We start from the raw sequence: 21,014 nt of genomic DNA on the forward strand, positions 1-21,014 counted from the left end.
TTCCGACTTCTCTCGAACCGACGGACGCCGTGCTGCGCCTCTTTCCCCTCTCCGACCTGCATCTCGAACGCCGCCGCCCGGAGATGATCCCGCCGCCCGCGGCCGCCTTCGACGTGCTCGTCTGCGCCGGCGACCTGCACGAGGGCCAGCCCGAAGCCGGGCTCGCCACGGTGCTGGCGCTGGCGGGCGAGCGGCCGGTGGTGCTGGTGCCGGGCAACCACGAGCACTACGCCCCGACCGGCGACCCGCGCACCGCGCCCGAACTCCTCGCCGCGCTCGAACGCGAAGTCGCCCGGCTGAACGGGCTGGGTCACCGCATCCACCTGCTCCAGGGCGGGCAGGCGGCGGTGATCGGCGGGGTGCGCTTCGTCGGCACCACGTTGTGGAGCGACTGGTCGCTCGCCGGGCGCTGGCTCACCGACGACACGGCCGACCGGCCCGACGACCCGGTCGCCTATGCGGCCGCGCGGATGACCGATCCCGTCACCGGTTCGCGCGAGTACCGCGGTTCGATCCGCCGGGCCGACCGCGAGCCCTGGTCGCCGGCCGACGCGATGGAGGCCCATCTGCGCGAGCGGGCGGCCTTCCTCGAAACGCTGGCCCAACCGCACCAGGGACTCACGGTCGCCGTCACGCACCACCCGCCGAGCCCGCTCGCCGCCGACGCGTTCCGCGACAGCCCCGGCGTGCCGTGGTGGGTGCCGGCCTTCTACGCCACCACCATCCTCGACGACCTGCCCGACGCGGACCGTCCCGAACTCTGGATTTCCGGCCACTTCCATGCCGGTCACGATCTGCGGATCGGGCGCACCCGCTGGCTCGCCAACCCCGTGGAGGGAAAGACGTTTCGCAACGATCTCATCGTCTCAGTGGGATAGCGTTCTCACAGACGAAACCCGACGTCGGCTTCGTGCGTAAGGCTCCGGCTCGCCACAGGCGGGACAAGCCAACAAAAAACGGGAGATTCGCCATGAACGCCTTCATCGCCGTCGTGCTCGTCTGCGCCAACGGCATCCCGCAGCAGGATTGCAACGACGAGCGGGCGAGCGAGGTGCGCAAGGTCCGCGTCGCGAACGAACTCGGCTGCACCAACGGCTGGCAGGAGATCATCGCCCGCACCGACCTGAGGGACGAAGTCGGCAAGACGAGCTACCTCAAGACCGAGTGCCGCCGGGTGAAGGAACGCGAATAGCTTGGACCGTTGCCTCTCCGGCGTCGCCTCCGCGCCGGAATCTGCTATTCAGGCGCGGTCGAGCCCTGAAATTCACGTGAGCGGAGGGGATCGGCACAGTGTTTCGCCGATCGTCGAGTGATTGATGCGCCCGAAATCCGGACTTGCCGCCCTGCGTTGGCCCGCCCTGGGCATGCTGGCCGCCCTGTCCGTGGCCGGGCCGGTCCTCGCCGCCGCGCCCCCGGCCCAGCCGACGGACGGTCCGGGCGGCGTCGGCGACAAGGCCGCCACCATCACCAAGCGCGCGGTCGGCAAGGCGAGCGCGGCGACCTATGCCTTCTACAAGGCGGGCCCGGCGCCCGAGGGCGGGCGGCCGGTGGCGGTGTTCCTGCACGCCTGGGGCGCGCCGAACCCGCAGGCCTACGGCGCCTGGATTGACCACCTCGCCCGCCACGGCTGGCTCGTGCTGTTTCCCCGCTTTCAGGAGGTGAACCGCACCCGCCCCTCCGACGCGCCGGCCATCGCCGCGCGCCTGCTCAAATCCGCGCTGGCGGATCTCGCAGGCGACGCCGACGCGAAGCCGGATACGGGCCGCCTCGCGCTGATCGGGCATCTCGCGGGCGCGCCGCTCGCCGCCCATCTCGCGGCGGAAGCCGCACAGGAGGGCCTGCCCGCGCCCAAGCTCGTCTATGTCGTGATGCCCGGCGGCATCGCCCGGGACGCCAAATCCCGCGGCGTCCCGCTCGGCGATCTCGACGGCATCTCGCCCAAGACCCTGCTGGTCACGGTGATCGGCGACCGCGACGCACGCGCCGCCGACGCCGCCGCCCGGCGCATCCTGCGCGACGCCCATTCCGTTCCGCCCGAGCGCAAGCTGTTGGTGCGGGCGCTCTCGGACGACCATGGCTTCCCGGCGCTGACCGCGACGCTCGCTTCACCCGCCGGGCTCGACGCGGCCTATGACGGCGGCGCGATCAAGCTGCCGCCCGACCCGCCCGGCGAGAAGCCGCCGCCCTTCCGCTGGTCGGCCGACATGGCGCTCTCGGGCGAGCAGACGACGCTGGTCTCGCAGATCAACAACGCCCGCGCCGACAGCCTCGATTTCCTCGCCTTCTGGCGCACCTTCGACATGGCGGCGACGGCTGCCTTCGCCGGCAAGGACGCCCAGAGCCTGAAGAACGACCCCGCTTTCAGCGACATGCGCCGCTGGGGCGACGGCTGGCCGGTCAAGCGCCTCGGCGTCGAGATGCCGAAGGTGCCGGGCACACCCGCCGCCGTGCAGCGCTGACCGCCCGTTTCCCATCCCGATCCGAAACCTTAGAGGATGCCGACAAGCCGATGAAGCTGTTCCACTCGCACAGCTCGCCCTTCGTGCGGAAGGTGATGGTGGTCGCCCACGAACTCGGCCTCGCCGAGCGGCTGGAGTTGCTGCCGAGCGCCGTCCACCCGGTCAAGCGCGACCGCTCGGTGCTGGCGCAGCATCCGCTGGCCCAAGTGCCGACCCTGATCCTCGACTCCGGCGAGAGCCTCGCCGACAGCCGGGTGATCTGCGAGTATCTCGACGCTGAGGCCGGCGGCCGGCTGTTCCCGGCCGGGGGCGACGCGCGCTGGCGGGCGCTCAACGAGCAATCCACCGCCGACGGCGTACTCGATGCGGCCCTGCTGATCCGCTACGAGCTGACCGCACGCCCCGAATCCGAGCGATCGGCCGCCTGGATCGAGGGCCAGACCGCCAAGATCGAGAGCGCGCTGGCGTGGTTCGAGGAGCACGCGGAGGCTTCGGGCGATCGCGTCGATATCGGCACCATCGCGCTCGCCTGCGCACTCGGTTACCTCGACCTGCGCTTCTCCGACATCGCCTGGCGCGACGACGCGCCCCGGCTCGCCGCGTGGTTCGCCCGCTTCGAGGAGCGGCCCTCCATGGTGGCGACGCGCCCGCCCGCCGGATAGAGCGCTTTCCGACGAAGTGGACGCCGGTTCGGCGAAAGAAAGCGCGTTGAACCATAGACCGAGAGACGCCGACCTGATGCCATCAGGTCGGAGACGGCTCTCACCTCTCCTCGTCTTCCGGCTGGCTCGGCCCTTGCTAAGCTTGGACCGTCCCTGCCGGGAGGCCCACCATGCCCGATTTCGTCGCCGCTTCGCTCGCGTCCGCCGTCTTCTGCCTCGCGATCATCGCGCTCAACGCGCTGACCCGGCTCGCGCTCCAGGCCCCATTCGCGCCGGACGGGCTCGCCGAGAACGGCTTTCTGCAATACGGCGGCGCACTGGCGCTCGCCGGGACGACCTACCGGCGGGTGACGCGTCTGCCCGGAAAATTCATCGGCGAGTGAACCGCCTCAGCGGGTAAAAGCGTTTCGGCCGAGAGGCTTATCCTGCACCGCTACGCGTTTGGATCACGTCGCCGACGCGCGCGATCCGCGAGCACGACCGCAGCCTGAAACGAAAAGAGCCTGCCGCGAGGCGTTCGCGGCAGGCTCCGGATCGATGAAGGGCGCCGCCCGCTGCCGGGCAGGGCCGTTTCCTAGAAGTACGACTTCAGCACACCGCGGCGGCGCACGTCGAGCGTGGCGCAGTGGAACGAGCCGCCGAACGGGCCGTAGGACAGGAACGGCGCCGGGATCGGGTCGAAGCCCCAATCCTTCAGGGCCTTGATCAGGGTCGGCTGGCTCTGATCGACGACGATCTTCTTCTCGTCGATGGCGAGCACGTTGATCGAGGTCCAGGGCGAGCACATCGAGATCTTGCTCATGAAGCCCTCGACCGGGTCGGGGCGCGGGGCGATCAGCACGTCCCACTTCTTGAGCACCGCCGGCAGCTTCTCGACGTCGATGTAGTCGGGGTTGACCAGCACCTTGCCGGGCGCGAGCGGCATGAACGACGAGTCGATATGCATCGGCTGCGGGCAGCGGCTCTCGATCTCGTGAATGCGGAAGCCCGGTCCGAGGTGGCGGCGCAGCCACTCGATGCCCATCAGGTTCGTCACGTTCGAGCGGGTCACGAACAGGTCGCGGCCGCAGCGCACGAAGTCGGCCGCGTCGAAGACCGGCTCGAACTCGTTGACCGTGAACTGCATCGGTTCGCCGGCCTTCAGGTTCGGCACCCGATAGTCGTAGTTGTAGAGATCGTCCGTCAATTGAGGGCGCGGCGCCGACGTCCACCGCGCGCCATTGCGAAAATATTCCTTGAACAGCGAGCGGTAGGCATCGCCCTCGAAGTAGCGCGAGCGCCAGCACATCGGGCTCTCGATGATCTCGTCACCGATCACGAGATAGGGGTCGCGCGGGCAGGCGACGCAGAAGCCGCGCGAGGTCCAGCGCGGCGCCTTGAACTTCTTCGAGAAGTCGACCGTATCCGGGCGGCGCACCGTCACGCCCTCGCCGGCCAGGATCGAGATGAAGTTGTCGAGCTCCGCTTGCGCGAGCTTCTTCATGAACTTCGGATACTTCCAGCCGGAGGCGAAGCGGTAGAACGGCTGGGCCGCCCGCGGCAGGTTGAAGATCACGGTGAGGTGATGGGTCGGGATCGTGGCGCCGTCGAGCGAGCCGACGATCACCTCCTCCAGCGGATCCCACTCGTTCCAGGCCATCACCGGGCTGCGGGTGGCGGGAGACTGTCCTCCCCGCTCGTCACGACCCTCGTAGCCCTGTGAAAAACCCGTCGACGAGGCGTCGTTGACCAAGGCGGAATCCGCCGTGATCTGCGGCTCGCGATCCATTTGAGGCTCCCTAGAAGCGGCATCTCGCGGCAATCGTCGCCAGCGTCCACCGCGGGCGCCGCTTTGCTCCCCGGTGTGTCAATCGGGTGATAGACAGGGCAGATCAAAGCTGCAACCTGCCGGAACGCTTCCCACCACCGGCTAAGCTTCGATGGTCGCTTCGGGTGGGATTTCGACAACACAAGCCTTCGCCGATGATCGAAAGAGGCTGATGAAGCGTCTCACAACACTGGCATCGATCGTTGGATTGGGCACGGCGCTCGCGCTGTTCCTGTCTTCCGGCGTGTCCGATGTCACCGCCGCGGTCGTCAGCGCGGGTTGGGGGACGCTTGCCGTCGTGCTCGCCCGCTTTGCGGCGGTCGCCTGGGCGGGCCTCGGCTGGTACGCGGTGTTTCCCCGCGGCGCTGGGCCGACCCTGCGTGACTGCATCTCGCTGCGCTTCGTGCGCGAGGGCATCAACACGCTCCTGCCGGTTGCACAGGTCGGCGGCGACCTCATCGGCGCGCGCCTGCTCACCCGAAGCGGTACGCCGGGCGGCATGGCCGGCGCCAGCATGTTCGTCGATCTGATGACCCAGGCGGTCACGCAGCTCATCTTCACCATCGCCGGGCTTCTCCTGCTGATGCAGATCACCGGCGACGGGCCGATGGTCCGCACCGTCGCGGGCGGCGTGCTGATCGCCATTCCGGCGCTGGCCGCCTTCTACGTCATCCAGCGCCGCAGCGGTCACCGCCTGATCGAGGCCGCGCTGAGCCGCTTCGCCGCCGGACGCGAGTGGCGCGCGCTCGGCGCGATCGACGTGCTCTTTGAGAACCTGCGCCGCCTCTACGGCAATCGCGCCCGCGTCGGCGCCGCGCTTCTGATCCACCTCCTCGGCTGGGTCGCCGGCACCGTTGAGGTGTGGATTGCCCTCAACGCGATGGGCTATTCCATCAGCTTCCTCGACGCCCTGGTAATCGAGAGCCTGGCCCAGGCCGTGCGCGGCGCCGCCTTCGTCGTGCCCGGCGCCATCGGGGCCCAGGAGGGCGGCCTGATCGCTCTGGGCGCCCTGTTCGGCATCCCGGTGGAAGCCGCCCTCGCCCTCTCCCTGGTCAAGCGCGTCGCCGACCTCGCCGTCGGCCTGCCGAGCCTCGCCCTGTGGAACCTGATGGAGCGCAAAGGCGCGGCGCCTGCCGAAACCGACGGCACCGAGACGGTGCGCGAGGGGCTCGGCGCGATCCGGGCACGGCTCGGCCGCCGCTCGGGCGCGACCCCGCTCGCCCCGGCCTACGGCTTCTCCGCCGCCCGGAACCCCGCCCCCCTTTCCTCCGACAACGAAGCTGGAGCGCTCCAGAAGTGCGCCTGAACCGCCGCAGCCTCCTTGCCGCCGCCGTGGCGATGCTCGCCCTCACGGCGACACCGCACCCCGTCCGGGCCGCCGACGATCCGGCCGTGGCGCCGATCCGGCGCCTCTACGCCAAGTTCGAAGAGGCGCTGAAGAACGGCGCGGGCGACCTCAAGAGCCGTCTGGCGATCGTCGGCGAGACCCTGGCCGAGACCTTCGACACGCCCGCCATGGTACGCACCGCCGTCGGGCCGAAGTGGAAGACGTTCAAGCCCGAGCAGCAGGACGCGCTGACCGAGACCTTCGGCAAGTACTTCGTCACGCTCTACGCCAACCGCCTCTCGCAGGCGGCGGGCGGCAAGTTCCAGATCGAGCCGAAGAGCGAGGAGCGCGGGCCCAACCGCGTCGTCTCGACCCGCGTCTCGAACAAGGACGGCGACGATTCAGAAGTCGATTACGTCGTCAACGCCGGCAACAAGGTGCAGGACGTGCTGCTCAACGGCAATGTCAGCGAGGTCGCCTCGATGCGAGCGAGCTTCGCCGACCCACTCAAGGGTGGCGCCGACGGCCTGCTGAAATTTATGCGCGAACGCACCGATGGGATGCTCGCCGCCAAAGTCTCGCCCAGAGAGTAGGGCCAGAGACCAGGGATTGAGAAGCGCTCCGCCGGGCAGAACCAACCATCGATTCGGCAGGAACGAGACCACCGACAACGCCTGGAGCCGACCGCGACCCGTTTGGGGCGGCGTCCAGGCTTCACCGTCTTCAGACCGCCGCCCGCGGCCCCGCCCCAAGACAGCAGCGAGCAACGCCGCGCCATGGATCTGAACGAGCTGCCGGCCTGGATCGCATCTGTGCTACTGCTGATGGCGCTCGCCGGTTGCGTCTATGCCCTGCTCGCGGCCTGGCTCGTCGACCGTTTCGCCGCGCGGCCGTCGCCCGCGCTCGCGGCCGATGCGCCGCGCCCCGGCGTGACGATCCTCAAGCCCCTCTGCGGCCTGGAGCCGGACCTCTTCGAGAACCTCGGAAGCTTCTGCCGCCAGGATTATGCCGGCCCGGTGCAGATCGTGTTCGGCGTCCAGAACGCGGCCGACCCGGCGATTGCCGTGGTGCAGCGCCTGCGTGAAGCCCATCCCGCCCTGCGCCTCGACCTCGTGGTGGATCCGAGCCAGCACGGCTCGAACCGCAAGGTCTCCAACCTCATCAACATGTCGGAGAAGATCGCCCACGCCGTCGTGGTGCTGGCCGACAGCGACATGTCGGTGAAGCCCGATTATCTCGAGCGCGTCGCCGCCGCCCTGTCGCAGCCCGGCATTTCCGGCGTGACCTGCCTCTATCACGGCGTGCCGGGCGACCGGGGTATGTGCGCCCAGCTCGCGGCGCTCGCCATCGACGTGCAGTTCGTGCCCAACGTCATCCTCGGCACCACCTTCGATCTCGCCCGGCCCTGCTTCGGCTCGACCATCGCGATGACGGCCGAATCGCTGGCCCGCATCGGCGGCTTCCGCGCGTTCAAGGACGATCTGGCCGACGATTACGCGATCGGCGAAGCCCTGCGCGCCGAGGGCGGCACGGTGGCGATTCCCGCCCTCACCATCGGGCATGCCTGCGTCGATACCGAGCTGTCCGGCCTGTGGCGGCACGAGCTGCGCTGGAACCGCACCATCCGCAACGTCGATCCGAAGGGTTATGCCGGATCGGTCGTGACCCACGCCTTTCCGCTGGCGCTACTGGCCGCGCTGATGCCCGGCGCCGGCTCCGGCGCGCTCGCGGTCGCCGCCCTGGCCCTTACCTGCCGCATCCTGCTGTGCCTGCGCATCGAGCGGGCCTTCGGGCTGAGCCCCCACGCCTACTGGCTGTTGCCGATTCGTGACATGCTGTCCTTCATCAACTTCACCTGGAGCTTCGTCTCGGGTGCGGTGACATGGAAAGGTCACGATTACCGTGTGGTTGCGGACGGTACGCTGATTCCGGAGCACGGCCTCGGTCGCGAGTCGCGCGCGACTTCGGTCTAAGCTTCAAACCATTCGCCCTTTACAGATCAACGCTCGAGCCTTGAGGCCTTGAACCCCATGCGCACGCTCTTCCTGCAGGCCCCCACCTTCGACGGCTTCGATGGCGGCGCCGGCTCGCGCTACCAGGCCAAGCGCGAGATCAAGTCGTTCTGGTACCCGACCTGGCTGGCCCAGCCGGCGGCTCTGGTGCCGAACTCGAAGCTGATCGACGCGCCGCCGCACAACATCAAGCTCGAAGAGATCGTGGCCCAGGCCAACGACTTCGACCTCGTGGTGCTCCACACCTCGGTCCCGTCCTTCAAGTCCGACGTGAAGACCGTCGAGGCGCTGAAGGCCGCCAACCCGCGGCTGATCGCCGGCCTGATCGGCGCCAAGGTGGCGGTGGATGCCGCCGGCTCCATGGCCCAGGCCCCCTGCATCGATTTCTGCGCCCGCAACGAGTTCGACTTCACCGTCAAGGAAGTCGCCGACGGCGTGCCGATGTCGGAGATCAAGGGTCTGTCCTATCGTGATGCCAACGGCGTCGTGGTCCATAACGAGGACCGCGAGATCATGACGGACATGGACCAGCTTCCCTTCGTCACGAGCGTGTACAAGCGCGACCTCGAGATGGAAAAGTACTTCATCGGGTACCTCAAGCACCCCTACATCTCGTTCTACTCGGGCCGTGGCTGCAAGAGCCGTTGCACCTTCTGCCTCTGGCCGCAGACCGTCGGCGGGCATACCTACCGCACCCGCTCGGTCGCGCACGTCATCGAAGAGATCAAGTATTGCCTGAAGGAGTTCCCTCAGACGAAGGAGTTCTTCTTCGACGACGACACCTTCACCGATAACCTGCCGCGCGCGGAAGAGATCGCCCGCGAGCTGGGCAAGCTCGGCGTGACGTGGTCCTGCAACGCCAAGGCCAACGTGCCCTACGAGACCCTGAAGGTTCTCAAGGACAACGGCCTGCGCCTGCTGCTCGTCGGCTACGAGTCCGGCAACCAGCAGATCCTGAACAACATCAAGAAGGGCATGCGCGTCGAAGTCGCGGAGAAGTTCACCAAGAACTGCCACGAACTCGGCATCGCCATCCATGGCACCTTCATCGTCGGCCTGCCGGGCGAGACGAAGGAGACGATCCAGGAGACGATCGCATTCGCCAAGCGCATCAACCCGCACACGATCCAGGTCTCGCTGGCGGCGCCCTACCCGGGCACCTTCCTCTACAAGCAGGCGGTGGAGAACGGCTGGCTCGACGTCGAGAACGCCGAGCTCGTGGACGAGAACGGCGTGCAGATCGCGCCGCTGCACTACCCGCACCTGTCGCACTCGGAGATCTTCTCCGCGGTCGAGGAGTTCTACCGGAAGTTCTACTTCCGCGCCCCGAAGATCGCCTCGATCGTCAACGAGATGGTCCGCTCGCCCGAGATGATGAAGCGCCGCCTGCGCGAGGGCGTCGAGTTCTGGCACTTCCTCCGGGACCGCAAGGCCGCCGCGTAACGCTGAGCCGCCGGCTCCATCGAGCAAACAGGAAAGGCCGGGCACCCGCCCGGCCTTTCCTGCTTCCAGGGCTCCGCCCTGGACCCGCGAGAGGGCTTGCCCTCCCAACACCCGAGACAGGGGCAGAGCTTGAAGCGACTGGTCGTCACCGCCGACGATTTCGGCCTCAGCCATGAGGTCAACGAGGCCGTCGAGCAGGCCCATCGCGACGGCATCCTCACCGCCGCGAGCCTGATGGTCTCCGCGCCCCGCGCCGCCGACGCCGTCGCCCGCGCGCGGCGCACGCCCTCCCTGCGGGTCGGGCTGCACCTCGTGCTGGTCGAGGCGTGGCCGACCCTGCCGCCCGCCGAGCTTCCCGACCTGACGGACGCGCAGGGGCTGATGCGGCGCGACATGGAGCGTCTCGGACTCGACCTTGCCCTCAAGGGGAGCGCCCGGCGGCAGCTCGCCGCCGAGATCCGGGCGCAGTTCGAGGCGTTCCGCGCCACCGGCCTGCCGCTCGACCACGTCAACGCGCACAAGCATTTCCACATCCACCCGCTGATCGCCGGAATGGTGCTGCGGATCGGCCGCGATTACGGGATGCGGGCACTGCGGGTGCCGCGCGAGCCGCGCGACCTGCTGCGGCGCGCGGAGCCCGGTTTCCAGGCCAAACCCGCTCTCGACACGGTGCCGTGGGCGGCCCTCCTTGCCGTGCGCGCCCGGCAGGCGGGCCTGCTGATCCCGACCCGGACCCTCGGCCTCGCCTGGTCCGGGGCGATGACCCCGGAGCGCGTCACCGCCCTGCTGCGCCACCTGCCGGACGGGCTCACCGAACTCTACACCCATCCGGCAAGTGCGGGCGGCTTCCCCGGCGAGGCCCCTGGCTACCAATATGCCGCCGAGCGGGATGCGCTGATCGCGCCGCAGGCGCGGGAGGCCGTCGAGCAGGGCGGAGCGATCCTGGGCGGCTTCTCGGATTTCCTGCCATAGGCGTCCGCAGCGCGCGGCCGGCCCCGCTCACGGGGGCCGGTTCAGGCCCGACGGTGCTTCCACGCTGATCGAAATCAACGCCGGTCGCTGTGTTGGAGAGCATCCTCCTACCAGAGCCGAAGCCCGCGGACGGCCCGGAACCGTCCAAGCGGAGCGGGGCAACGGAAGCCGCCTCGACAGGGGTCGGAACCGCGCGGCATGGCCCCGCGAAAACCGCTTCAAAGCCGTGAGGAACGGCGATCCATGAGACGACGCGCCGCCCTCGTTTCCCTTGCCGTCGCAGTGGGCTTGGCGGGCACAGCCGCCTCGGCCGCCGGGCTGGATTGCGGCCCACCGTCGGCGCCGCACCCGGAGGCCGACGCTGTCCTCACCCAAGCGATCGTCTCGCCGCAACCCGAGACGAATGCGGGCACGGCGCTGGCATCCGCCATACAGCGTCTCAGGGCCCAGGGCGTGCCGCGCACGGTCATCGTCGATCGCGCGGTCGCCGCGTACTGCCCGCTCGTCGCCCGGGACGAGAGCCTGACGCTCGACCGCCAGCGTGAGGCGGTCCGGCGCTTTGCCTCGGCGCTGACGAGCCTCGTCTACGATCCCCCCGGCCCGAACGAGGGCGAGACCGCGTTCATCCTGAGCCTGCCGGTCAAGCCGGCTTTGTCGCTGCAGATCGATGCCGCCGCCGCCAAGGCGGGCAAGACCCGCGAGGCCTGGATCCTGGAGGCGATCCAGGCCCGGTTGGCGGGCGACTGATACGGTTTCCGCTTGATCAAAGCGGGAACCGTATCGGTCAGCCCGCGCGGCGCTTGAGCGAAGCCCAAATCCGCCATCCCGAAGGGGTCAAACGGATTTGGTATGACGCCGAACCGCCAACCGGACGGGTCCGGCTACTTCACCGTCGCGTGCTCGCGGGCGACCGTGCCCGGCGGGCGGCCGGCTTCCTTGCCCTCGGGGCGCTCGGCATCCGGCTGCTTCGGCGGCGGCCCGAGGAAGGCCGGGACCACGAAGAAGGCCGCGATCAGCGTGAAGAACAGCGACAGCGCGAGCAGCTCGCCCATGCTGGCGGTGCCGGGATGGCTCGACAGCATCAGCGAACCGAAGGCGGTGCCCGTGGTCAGCGCCGAGAAGAAGATCGCCCGCGTCAGGCTGGAAGCCAGCATGTCGACGACACCGGCGCGCCACGCGATCACGTAGTAGATGTGGAAGGCCACACCGACCGCCAGCATCAGCGGCAGGGCGATGATGTTGGCGAAGTTCAGCGGCATGCCGATGACCTTGAGCGCCATCAGCGTCCACAGGGTCGCCAGCACCAGCGGCCCGAGTGTCATCGCCACGTCCCAGGGTTTGCGCAGCGCAACCGAAAGCAGGATGAAGATCAGCGCGAGCGCCGTCAGACCCGCCTGCACGAAGGCGCCGAGGATGGTGTAGCTCGACTCGGTGGTGGCGATCGGCGCGCCCGTGGCGTGGGGATCGACCGTCTGCACCTCCTTGGCGAAGCGGCGCAGCACCTCGTCGTCGTTCGAGTCGCCCTTCGGGTGGACCTCGATGCGGGCGCGGCCGTCGCTCGTCACCCATTCGGCCCTGAGCGGCTTGGGCAGATTGTCGAGGGTGATCTTCTTCGGATCGAGCAGCCCGGACAGGCGGCTCATCAGGGTCTTCAGATCGGTGGTCAGCGCGACGCTGGCGGCCTCGCGCTTCTCCGCCGGGGCGGCGGCGAGGGTGTCGAGGGTGCCCGACAGGCGGTCCGCGGCCTTGGCGCCGGCCGAATCGCCGTTCGCGATGGTCTTCAGCGCCGCGGCCGTCTCCTTGAGCGCCTTGACGTTCTCCGCATCCGTCGGCGGCGGCGGCTTGCGCGCCGGGTTGAGGGCGGGGGCGAGGAGCTGCGCCGTCTCCTGGATCGTGGCGAGCTTCTGGTCCTGATCGCGCGGCACGAAAGTGTCGATCGAGATCACCTTGGCGACCGCGTCGAGCCCCTCCAGGCGCTTGGAGAGGGCAGGGACCGCATCGACGTTCGGAGCCAGCACGTCGATCGAGTTCGGGCTGGTGGCCGGGTCCTTGATCAGGTCGAGATAGGTCGCGATCGATTCCACCTTCGGGCTGCGAAGATGCATCGGGTTGGAATCGAAGGGCAGCTTCAGGAGCAGCGGGATGCCGGCGACGGTGATCACGCCGACGAAGATCAGCACCCACTTGCGGTGCTCGATGATCCAGTGGTCGACGCCCGCCATCCAGGTCGTCTCGACCGCCCGCTTCTCGCCGCGCGGGTTGAACACCGCGATCAGGGCCGGGAGCAGGGTGAGCGAGAACAGGTAGGCCACGATCATGCCGACGCCGGCGATGAGGCCGAGTTCGGAGACGCCGCGGAACTGCGTGGGCAGGAAGGCGAAGAAGCCGGCCAGCAGCGACACCGCCGCGAGCGTCAGCGACCAGCCGACGCCGCGCGCCGCTCCGCGCAACGCCGCATCGACGCTGCCGAGTTCGTAGCGGTCGGCCCGGTAGCGGACGGCGAACTGGATGCCGAAATCGATGCCGAGCCCCACGAACAGGGCGGCGAAGGCCACCGAGATTGGGTTCAGCTCGCCCACCATGATGAGCCCGAGGGCGGCCGTCACGACGAGACCCGCGAAGGTCGTGATCAGGACCGAGATCACGAGGGGCCCGGAGCGCAAAGCCAGCCACAGGAACAGGACGATGGCGGCGGTGGTCAGCGAGTAGTTCAGGAAGGCGTCGTCGGCGAGCGTGGCGAACTCGTCGTCGGCCACCGCCACCGGTCCGGTCAGGCGGATGCGCAAGCCGTGCGCCGCGTCGATGTTCTGCTCGGCGGCCAGGCGCCGGATCAGCTTGGTCGCCTCGCGGCCCGGCTCCAGCGCGTTGTAGTCGAGCACCGGCTGGATCATCACGAACTTGCGGGTGTCCGTGGTCTCGCTGCGCCCGCCCGCGAGCAGGGTCTGCCACGACATGCGGGCGCGCTGCCCGTCGAGCACCTTGCGCAGGGTCCCGTCGATCTGCTCCATCGGCTGGGCGAGGTCTTCGAGCTTGGCGTCGCCGCTCTTCACGCCCTTCACGCCGAGGGAGAGCACCCGCATCACGCCGCGCAGCGACGGGTCGGCCGCCAGCGGCCCGAGAAGGCCCTGCTGCTCGATCAGGCGCTGGGTGGTCTGCTCCAACTCCTCCTGCGACATCAGCAGGAGGCCGTTGCGGTCGAAGAACGGGCCGCCGTCGGGCCGGTACACCGTCTCGATCTCGGAGCGGTGCGCCTTAAGCGCCTCGGCGAAGCGTGCGGCGGCCTCCTCGGCGATCTCCGGCGTCTCGCCGTCGATCACCGCGGCCACGAGATTCGTGCGTTGCGGGAACGCCTTCTCGAAGGCGATCTCGTCCTTGCGCCAGGAGACGCTCGGCTCAATCAGCCGCTCGACATCGGTGTTGATGCGGAACAGGTGCGCGGCCGCGCCCACGCCCGCGACCGTAAGGAGCGCCGCAGCCACCAGTACCAGCCAGCGGCGCCTGACGGAAAACGCGACGAGACGTTCGATCACGTAAAACCCTGTCTGCCTAACGATCCGGCCTGTCCCCGCGTGACGACGGGCCGGGACGCCGAAGTCCCGTCCTCCCCGCGACACAGGACGCGGCGTCCTCAGCAGGCGGCGACGCGCCGAATCGATCCTCGTCTTGGCCCGCGGGACGTGGCCCTCGCGAGCGAGAAACCGGGAGAGGCGCCGACGGCCGGCGGACCCTGCCCGTCGAACACGGACCGCGCGAAGAGCTCGATAAAGACTCCACGCCGATCATTCGTGTCGTTGGCGCGCTACCTACTTGTCCCAGCGGGGGAATGCAACGCGGCCCGGCAAACCGGTCCGATCCGGCGGCGGCGGTGCGATTGCGCACTGCAACCGGATTGCGCGACGATATCGCTTCGCACAAGCATTCCGAACGATGTCGGCTTCATGACGGGGTAGCAGACGCCGCACGGGACATCGTGCGAGAAATCGTGAACGTGTTTCGCCCCGTTTCGCCCCTTGCGGCTTGTCCGTGCAGAGGAACGGTCAAAAATCTGCCGCAGAATGCGGAAATCAGACGATCATTCCCGGTTCGGATCGCGCGACCACCGGCTTCATCTCCGAAGCCGCAGTCCGGCCGCGAGACCGGCACGACACACTCTCTCGAAATCGCGCTCAAAGCGCGCCCTCTCGGAACAGTTCCAGCCTAATGCGCTGGAACTTCTGTCCTTCTCACGCTAAGCAGCCCGGCTAAGTCCGGAACCCGCGCATCCAAGGAGCCGCGTCTTGGGAATCCCCATACGGTACGTCGCGAAGATCGGCGGTTACATCCTCAAGCAGCACATCACGGGGCGGAAGCGCTACCCGCTCGTCATGATGATGGAGCCGCTGTTCCGCTGCAATCTCGCTTGCGCCGGCTGCGGGAAGATCGATTACCCCGACGAGATCCTGAACAAGCGCCTGCCGGTGGACGAGGCGCTCGAATCCGTGCGCGAGTGCGGTGCACCGGTGGTCGTGATCGCCGGCGGCGAGCCGCTTCTCCACAAGGATTTGCCGCAGATCGTGCAGGGCATCATCGCGCAGAAGAAGTTCGCGATCGTCTGCACCAACGCGCTGCTCCTTGAGAAGAAGATCAAGGACTACAAGCCGAGCCCCTACTTCACCTGGTCAATTCATCTCGACGGCGACAAGGAGATGCACGACGGCTCGGTGTGCCAACGCGGCGTCTACGACAAGGCGGTGGCAGCCATCGCGAAGGCCAAGGAGATGGGCTTTCGCGTCACCATCAACTGCACCTTCTTCAACAATTCCTCGCCGGACAAGATCGCCGACTTCTTCGATTCGGTGACCCGGATGGGCATCGACGGCATCACCGTTTCGCCCGGCTACGCCTACGAGCGCGCGCCGGACCAGAAGCACTTCCTCAACCGCAAGGCGACCAAGGACCTGTTCCGCGGCGTGTTCCGGCATGGCAAGGAGAAGGGCCGCGAGAAGTGGACCTTCCAGCAGTCGGGCCTGTTCCTCGACTTCCTCGCCGGCAACCAGACCTACCACTGCACCCCGTGGGGCAACCCGACCCGCACCGTGTTCGGCTGGCAGAAGCCCTGCTACCTGCTCGGCGAGGGCTACGCGGCGACCTTCAAGGAGCTGATGGAGGAGACCGACTGGGATTCCTACGGCACCGGCAACTACGAGAAGTGCGCCGACTGCATGGTCCACTCGGGCTACGAGGCGTCCTCGGTGGTCGATTCAGTCAAGAAGCCGTGGAAGCCGCTGATCCACGCGATCCGCGGGATCAAGACCGAGGGCGACATGGCGCCGGAGATCTCCCTGGAGAACCAGCGCCCGGCCGAGTTCGTGTTCTCCCGCAACGTCGCCCAGAAGCTGTCCGAGATCAAAGCCTCGGGCGTCGACACCAAGCAGGAAGCCCGCAAGCGCACCGCCGCCTGAGCGACGCGCTTCCCTGCCTACCATGAGAGACCCGCGCGGCACCGGCCGCGCGGGTCTTTTCGTTTCAAGGGCGTCGCGCGTGAAAACGCTCGTCTCGCGGAAAGCGGACGCGCCGCGGCCATGGTGGCGGCTGAGCGCCCCTCGCGGAACGGCCGTCGCGGAAGAGGGAAGGGCGGGCGCCTCGCGAGGCGATCCTACAGCAGCCCGAGACCCGGTCCGAGCCGGGCCCGGCAGCGGGCGAGCGCCGCGAAGGCCGCGGAGGAATCGCGGCCGAGCCGGATCAGCTCGCCGATCCGGGCGCGGCCGCGTAGCAGCGCGCCGAGCACCGCCCGAATGTCCGGCTCGCCCTCCGGCGTCAGGGCCGAGGCCGCGAAGGCGGGCAGGGCGCGGCCTGCGGGGTCGCAGACGACCCGGATCGCCGCGAAGGGGAGGGCGTGGCGGGCGGCGTAGGCGGCGGCCACATGCGATTCCATATCGACGGCCAGGGCGCCGGTGCGCGCATGCAAAGCCGCCTTGTCGGCAACGGTCATGACCGCGACCGCGGAGCCCACGAGGCCGCCCGCGACGATGCGATCCGGCGCGCCGGTCAGGCGCTCGGACAGGCGGCGGGCAAGCTCGGGATCGGCGGGGAAACGCTGGTCCGCGTCGAGCTGTGTGCCAATGACGATGTCGCCCGGCCGCAGGGCGGGGTCGAGCCCCCCGGCAATTCCGAAGCTGACGACCGCACGCAGGTCATCGGGAGACCGCCGGTCGAGCGCGGCCCGCAACCGCTCGGGGTTGCCGCCGGCCTGGATCGTCTCGACGCTCGGCCCGGCAGCGATGCGGGCCTCGCGGGCCAATCCCGCGACCGCGAGGATTGCTCCACCCGTCACCGCGCCGGACACCACCGCGTCCTGGATCACCGCGTGACGGTGTAGATCGAGGCGCCGGCCGCGATGGGCGAGGCCACGGTCGAGAACACGCCCAGCACCTTACCGAGCTCCGCGAACGGCGAACTCGACACGTAGACGAGGTCACGGTTCCGCATGCGGAAGCTCTGGGTCAGGAACATGCCTTGCGCATCGCGCAGGTTCACCCGGTACACCACCGGCACCTGCCCTGAGGCCAGCAGCGGCGAGTTCGGCCGAAGCCGCCGCACCACCGCCGCCGGCTCGTAGCGGAAGATGAACACGCCTGCCGGGTCGGCCTGGAACTCGCGCAGGCCGGAGGCGCGCGCCAGCGCTTGCGACAGCGTCAGCCCGTCCGCCGTGAACGGCACCTCGGTGGTGTTGCCGAGCGCACCCACGGCTAGGAAGGTCTGCGGATCGCGCACCAGGGTCAGCGTATCGTTCGGCCGCACGAAGATGTTCTCGCGCGGGTTGGCGACCACCGTGGTCATTGGCACGGTAACGGTGCGGTTGCCGCGCGACAGCCGCACGAAGGTCTCGGCCACCGGGGTGCGCACGCCGCCGGCCTGGGCGATGACGTCGAGCAGGCGGTCGCCGCGGCCCGACAGCGGCACGCGCATGCCCATGGCGCCTTCGCCGGTGACGGTGGCCGATTGTGAGATCGGTTTGGTGACGGAGACGAGCACCTGCGGCTGGATTGCCTTGCCGGCGAGTTCGGTCTCGATCAGCGCCTGGACTTCCTGAGTGCGGCGTCCGACGACCTTGATGCGACCGGCATAGGGGACGGTGATGCCGCCGTCTGGCCCGACCACCTGCTCGGGGATCATCGCGGACTTCGAGCCGGCCGAGAAGCGGTCAGAGACGAGCGGGCCGGAGAACAGGCCGCCGGAACCGGCCTCCCAGACCTGCACCGACACGTAATCGCCGACGCCGATCACCGGCTCGAGCGCCGGCCGGCTGTCACCGAAGGTGACGAGGAGGCTGTCGAGGGGACGGGTGCGCAGGGCCTCGACGAGGGCGGGGGTGATGTCGATGATCTCGTAGCGGGCAAACAGGCCTTCGGCGGTGGCGACGTCGGCGCCGCCCTCGATCGCCGAGGTGGTCGGCCCCGCGGCCGGCAGGATGGAGCACCCCGACACCGCCGTAGCGGTGAGGAGAGCAATGGCTAGAGCGCGCATTCAGGCCGCCTGACGGTTTTTCTCATCGGGGTGGGTAGCCGAAACAGGCCAGGCTGTCCGTGGCGAGGCCGCCACACCGGGTCGGGGAGCACCGAACCGGGCCGCCTTTCCCCGCAGCCCACACTGATCCCGCCCTCATCGGAGGCGAGGCCCGATCAAATCGAAGGCAGGGCGGAGAAGGGGCGGAGGATGGTCCTGGCGCTCAGGTCCGCTACCTGTCTGCGTCCGGCCAAGCCGGCGCCGCCCGATCTACGACGGGGCAGGGCGTCCGACCCAGGCCCACATCGCTCTTTCAAGGCGTTGGATGACCGTTCCCCGATCCTCCGCCCCGACCGTCCTCGTGGTGATGGGCGTCTCGGGCTCTGGCAAGAGCACGGTGGCCGCGCTGCTGGCCGAGCGGTTCGGCTGGACCTTCGCCGACGGCGACGCTTTCCACACGCCCGAGAGCATCGCCCGGATGCGGGACGGGCACCCGCTCGACGACGCGGCGCGTCAGCCCTGGCTCGGGCGCATCCGCGCCTGGATCGACGCGCGAATCGCGGCCGGAGAGAATGCCGTGGTCGCCTGCTCGGCCCTCAAGCGGGCCTACCGCCGGGCCCTGATCGGCGATCCCCAGCGGGTGCGCATCGTCTTCCTCGAAGGGAGCCGGACGGTCATCCAGGACCGGATCCGGGCACGGCACGGCCATTTCATGCCGGCCTCGCTCCTCGACAGCCAGTTCGCCGCCCTCGAACCACCCGGCCCCGAGGAAGACCCGATCACCGTCGGCATCGAGGAGGGGCCCGACGCCATCGTCGCGGCGGTCGCCACCCGTCTCGACATTCCCGCGGGCGACATCTGCGCATAGGAGAGAGCATGGCTATCGCCCTCGTCGTCTCCGACGTCGACGGAACGCTCGTCACCGACGACAAGCGGCTCACGCCGGCTGCGATCGAGGCCGTGCGGCGGCTCGGCTCCGCCGGGATCGGCTTCACCCTGGCCTCTAGCCGCCCGCCGGTCGGCCTGCGTCACCTCGCCGAGGCGCTCGACCTGCGTCTGCCGCTAGGCGCCTTCAACGGCAGCACCGTCTGTGCGCCCGACCTGAAGCCGATCTCGGAGCGGCTGATCCCCGAATCGGTCGCCCGCGTGGCGGCCGCGCGCCTCGACGCGGCCGGGATCGACCTCTGGGTGTTCGCGGACGGCGCCTGGAACCTGCGCGACGACCGAGCCCCCTATACCGACCTCGAGCGCCGCACCTTGCAGACCGAGCCGAGCGTCGTGCCGGATCTGTCGCCCCTGCTCGACCGGGCGGCCAAGATCGTCGGCGTGAGCCGCGACCATGCCGGGCTCGCGCGGCTGGAAGAGGCGCTCGCGGCGGAGCTGGAGGGGCGGGCCGCCGTGCATTGCTCGCAGCCCTACTACCTCGACGTGACGCCACCCGGCATCGACAAGGGCAGCTTCGTCGCCGATCTCGGCCGGCAGCTCGGCATCCCGCGGCAGCGAATCGCCACGCTGGGCGATGCGGCCAACGACATCGCCCTATTCCGGGAGAGCGGATTGTCGATCGCCATGGGCAACGCCACCCCCGCGGTCCGGCAGGCGGCCTCCGCGGTGACCTCAGGCAACAACGAGGACGGTTTCGCCCGCGCGATCAACCGGTTCGTGTTCGGCGACGCCTGAAATCGGCACCTGCCGCCGGGCGAAGGGCTGTGCCCCATCTGCGACAGGGCCGGCGCCACAGTCCTCGGCATCCGCAGGGATTTGCTCGGACTCCACGTTCCCGCCTCATTTGGCCCCGACCCAGGAGAAACAAACTGAGCCGTAACGAGTGACCCTCGCCCGGCTCCCGCGGCACCCGCCCTCTCTCGAGAGGCGGAAGCGCCGGCCAACGGGAGACGGAGCGCGGCACCCAAAACGACCGGGTCCCCCATGCGTCTTGTCCTCGCCGCCCTTCTTGCCGCCGCCCCGGCGTCGGCCTTCGCCCAGGAGGCGGCACGGGACAACATCGATGCGCTGATCGCCGAGCAGGCCCGGGCCAACAAGGTGCCCGAGGCGTTCGTCCATCGCGTCGTCAAGCGGGAGAGCAACTACAACGCCCGCGCCAAGGGCGGCTCGGCGCTCGGCCTGATGCAGATCAAGCACGCCACCGCCCGCGGCCTCGGCTATACCGGCGACGCGGCCGGGCTCTACAATCCCGAGATCAACCTGAAATACGGCATCGCCTATCTCGCCGGCGCCTACCGCGCCGCCAAGGGCGACCTGGAGCAGGCCTACCGCTACTACAATCGCGGCTACTACTACGCCGCCAAGCGCCTCGGCATCGACGCCACCCCGCCGGATGACGCGGGCACGACGACCGTCGCCACCGCCACGCCGCCCGCCGGCGCGAATGCCCGGTCGGCGAACGGCTTCGACGGCATGTTCGCCCTGCGCGGCAGCACGCCTGCCGTGGGCGCCCAGCAGGCGCTGGCCTACGCCGCGCCGGGCCCTGGCCCGACCGACGCCGTCGAGGTGCCGCTGCCGCCGCGCCGCCCGACCGCTCTCTCCGCCGAGCCCGTGCAGGTGGCGAGCCTCGCGCAGCCCAGCGCTCCGCAGCCGCAGGCCCCCATCCCGGCGCAAGTCGCTCCCCAGCAAGCCGCCGCTCCGCAGGCTGCGGCAGTGCAGGCGATGGCCGCCGCGGACGCCGTCGAGGTGCCGCTGCCGCCGCGCCGCCCCTCCGAGACCGTGCTCGCGGCGATCCCGCGTCCGACGATCGCCATCGCGGCGCGCAAGCCCGCCGAGCCCGCCCCGATCCGGGAGGCCTCGGCCGCCCCCGTCACGCCCTGAGGCGATGGCCTGTCCATAGAG

General features: G+C 69.2%; 19 protein-coding genes. 15 read left to right on the forward strand and 4 right to left on the reverse strand.

Annotated features, from left to right (window positions below; genetic code table 11):
* The first annotated feature begins 29 nt into the window (after window positions 1-29).
* The 5 genes from OVA30_RS13420 to OVA30_RS13440 all read left to right on the forward strand — a co-directional run bounded on the left by OVA30_RS13420 (window position 30) and on the right by OVA30_RS13440 (window position 3,504).
* Window positions 30-878 (forward strand): metallophosphoesterase, encoded by an 849-nt coding sequence (locus OVA30_RS13420; protein ID WP_268175719.1) that lies wholly within the window; start codon window positions 30-32, stop codon window positions 876-878.
* Window positions 879-970: 92 nt separating this feature from the next.
* Window positions 971-1,192 (forward strand): hypothetical protein, encoded by a 222-nt coding sequence (locus OVA30_RS13425; RefSeq protein WP_003606993.1) that lies wholly within the window; start codon window positions 971-973, stop codon window positions 1,190-1,192.
* Window positions 1,193-1,316: 124 nt separating this feature from the next.
* The gene (locus OVA30_RS13430; protein ID WP_012753331.1) at window positions 1,317-2,459 is read left to right on the forward strand and encodes a poly(ethylene terephthalate) hydrolase family protein; all 1,143 of its coding nucleotides are present in this window, start codon (window positions 1,317-1,319) and stop codon (window positions 2,457-2,459) included.
* A gap of 50 nt (window positions 2,460-2,509) precedes the next feature.
* Window positions 2,510-3,121: a glutathione S-transferase gene (locus OVA30_RS13435; protein ID WP_015951791.1), complete on the forward strand. Its 612-nt coding sequence runs from the start codon at window positions 2,510-2,512 to the stop codon at window positions 3,119-3,121.
* Window positions 3,122-3,291: 170 nt separating this feature from the next.
* Window positions 3,292-3,504 (forward strand): hypothetical protein, encoded by a 213-nt coding sequence (locus OVA30_RS13440; protein ID WP_015823602.1) that lies wholly within the window; start codon window positions 3,292-3,294, stop codon window positions 3,502-3,504.
* 191 nt (window positions 3,505-3,695) lie between these two features.
* Here the strand turns inward: OVA30_RS13440 and OVA30_RS13445 are convergent, their stop codons facing one another.
* A complete protein-coding gene (locus tag OVA30_RS13445; RefSeq protein ID WP_268175720.1) occupies window positions 3,696-4,889 on the reverse strand; it encodes an amidinotransferase in 1,194 nt (397 codons plus the stop codon).
* A gap of 211 nt (window positions 4,890-5,100) precedes the next feature.
* On the opposite strand from OVA30_RS13445, the gene OVA30_RS13450 reads away from it, so the two are divergent.
* From OVA30_RS13450 to OVA30_RS13475, 6 genes are all read left to right on the forward strand, one after another.
* The gene (locus OVA30_RS13450; protein ID WP_041357976.1) at window positions 5,101-6,234 is read left to right on the forward strand and encodes an HpnL family protein; all 1,134 of its coding nucleotides are present in this window, start codon (window positions 5,101-5,103) and stop codon (window positions 6,232-6,234) included.
* Window positions 6,225-6,848 (forward strand): MlaC/ttg2D family ABC transporter substrate-binding protein, encoded by a 624-nt coding sequence (locus tag OVA30_RS13455; protein WP_003601709.1) that lies wholly within the window; start codon window positions 6,225-6,227, stop codon window positions 6,846-6,848. The genes OVA30_RS13450 and OVA30_RS13455 overlap by 10 nt, the downstream gene beginning before the upstream one ends.
* 183 nt (window positions 6,849-7,031) lie before the next feature.
* The gene (gene hpnI, locus OVA30_RS13460) at window positions 7,032-8,228 is read left to right on the forward strand and encodes a bacteriohopanetetrol glucosamine biosynthesis glycosyltransferase HpnI (RefSeq protein WP_268175721.1); all 1,197 of its coding nucleotides are present in this window, start codon (window positions 7,032-7,034) and stop codon (window positions 8,226-8,228) included.
* Between the two features lie 57 nt (window positions 8,229-8,285).
* Window positions 8,286-9,710 (forward strand): hopanoid biosynthesis associated radical SAM protein HpnJ, encoded by a 1,425-nt coding sequence (gene hpnJ / locus OVA30_RS13465; protein WP_003601712.1) that lies wholly within the window; start codon window positions 8,286-8,288, stop codon window positions 9,708-9,710.
* Between the two features lie 129 nt (window positions 9,711-9,839).
* Window positions 9,840-10,682, forward strand: a complete 843-nt coding sequence (gene hpnK, locus OVA30_RS13470) for a hopanoid biosynthesis-associated protein HpnK (RefSeq protein WP_268175723.1) — start codon at window positions 9,840-9,842, stop codon at window positions 10,680-10,682.
* A 243-nt stretch (window positions 10,683-10,925) separates the two neighbouring features.
* Window positions 10,926-11,429, forward strand: a complete 504-nt coding sequence (locus OVA30_RS13475) for a hypothetical protein (RefSeq protein ID WP_268175724.1) — start codon at window positions 10,926-10,928, stop codon at window positions 11,427-11,429.
* Between the two features lie 134 nt (window positions 11,430-11,563).
* Here the strand turns inward: OVA30_RS13475 and OVA30_RS13480 are convergent, their stop codons facing one another.
* The gene (locus OVA30_RS13480; protein WP_268175725.1) at window positions 11,564-14,212 is read right to left on the reverse strand and encodes an MMPL family transporter; all 2,649 of its coding nucleotides are present in this window, start codon (window positions 14,210-14,212) and stop codon (window positions 11,564-11,566) included.
* A 747-nt stretch (window positions 14,213-14,959) separates the two neighbouring features.
* Between OVA30_RS13480 and hpnH the strand changes: the two genes are divergently transcribed.
* Entirely contained in the window at window positions 14,960-16,123 is a 1,164-nt protein-coding gene (hpnH, locus tag OVA30_RS13485; RefSeq protein WP_003601722.1) for an adenosyl-hopene transferase HpnH, read from the forward strand.
* A 194-nt stretch (window positions 16,124-16,317) separates the two neighbouring features.
* On the opposite strand, the gene OVA30_RS13490 is transcribed toward hpnH, so the two are convergent.
* Window positions 16,318-17,025 (reverse strand): phosphorylase, encoded by a 708-nt coding sequence (locus OVA30_RS13490; protein WP_268175726.1) that lies wholly within the window; start codon window positions 17,023-17,025, stop codon window positions 16,318-16,320.
* Complete coding sequence (locus OVA30_RS13495; RefSeq protein ID WP_015823611.1) at window positions 17,022-18,188, reverse strand: polysaccharide biosynthesis/export family protein; 1,167 nt, start codon at window positions 18,186-18,188, stop codon at window positions 17,022-17,024. The genes OVA30_RS13490 and OVA30_RS13495 overlap by 4 nt, the downstream gene beginning before the upstream one ends.
* 304 nt (window positions 18,189-18,492) lie before the next feature.
* On the opposite strand from OVA30_RS13495, the gene OVA30_RS13500 reads away from it, so the two are divergent.
* The 3 genes from OVA30_RS13500 to OVA30_RS13510 all read left to right on the forward strand — a co-directional run bounded on the left by OVA30_RS13500 (window position 18,493) and on the right by OVA30_RS13510 (window position 20,993).
* Window positions 18,493-19,035, forward strand: a complete 543-nt coding sequence (locus tag OVA30_RS13500; RefSeq protein WP_268175727.1) for a gluconokinase — start codon at window positions 18,493-18,495, stop codon at window positions 19,033-19,035.
* 8 nt (window positions 19,036-19,043) lie between these two features.
* Complete coding sequence (locus tag OVA30_RS13505; protein ID WP_268175728.1) at window positions 19,044-19,847, forward strand: Cof-type HAD-IIB family hydrolase; 804 nt, start codon at window positions 19,044-19,046, stop codon at window positions 19,845-19,847.
* 249 nt (window positions 19,848-20,096) lie between these two features.
* The gene (locus tag OVA30_RS13510) at window positions 20,097-20,993 is read left to right on the forward strand and encodes a transglycosylase SLT domain-containing protein (RefSeq protein ID WP_268175729.1); all 897 of its coding nucleotides are present in this window, start codon (window positions 20,097-20,099) and stop codon (window positions 20,991-20,993) included.
* The last annotated feature ends 21 nt before the right edge of the window (window positions 20,994-21,014 follow it).

Source organism: Methylorubrum sp. SL192 (assembly GCF_026672325.1).
Classification (GTDB): domain Bacteria; phylum Pseudomonadota; class Alphaproteobacteria; order Rhizobiales; family Beijerinckiaceae; genus Methylobacterium; species Methylobacterium extorquens.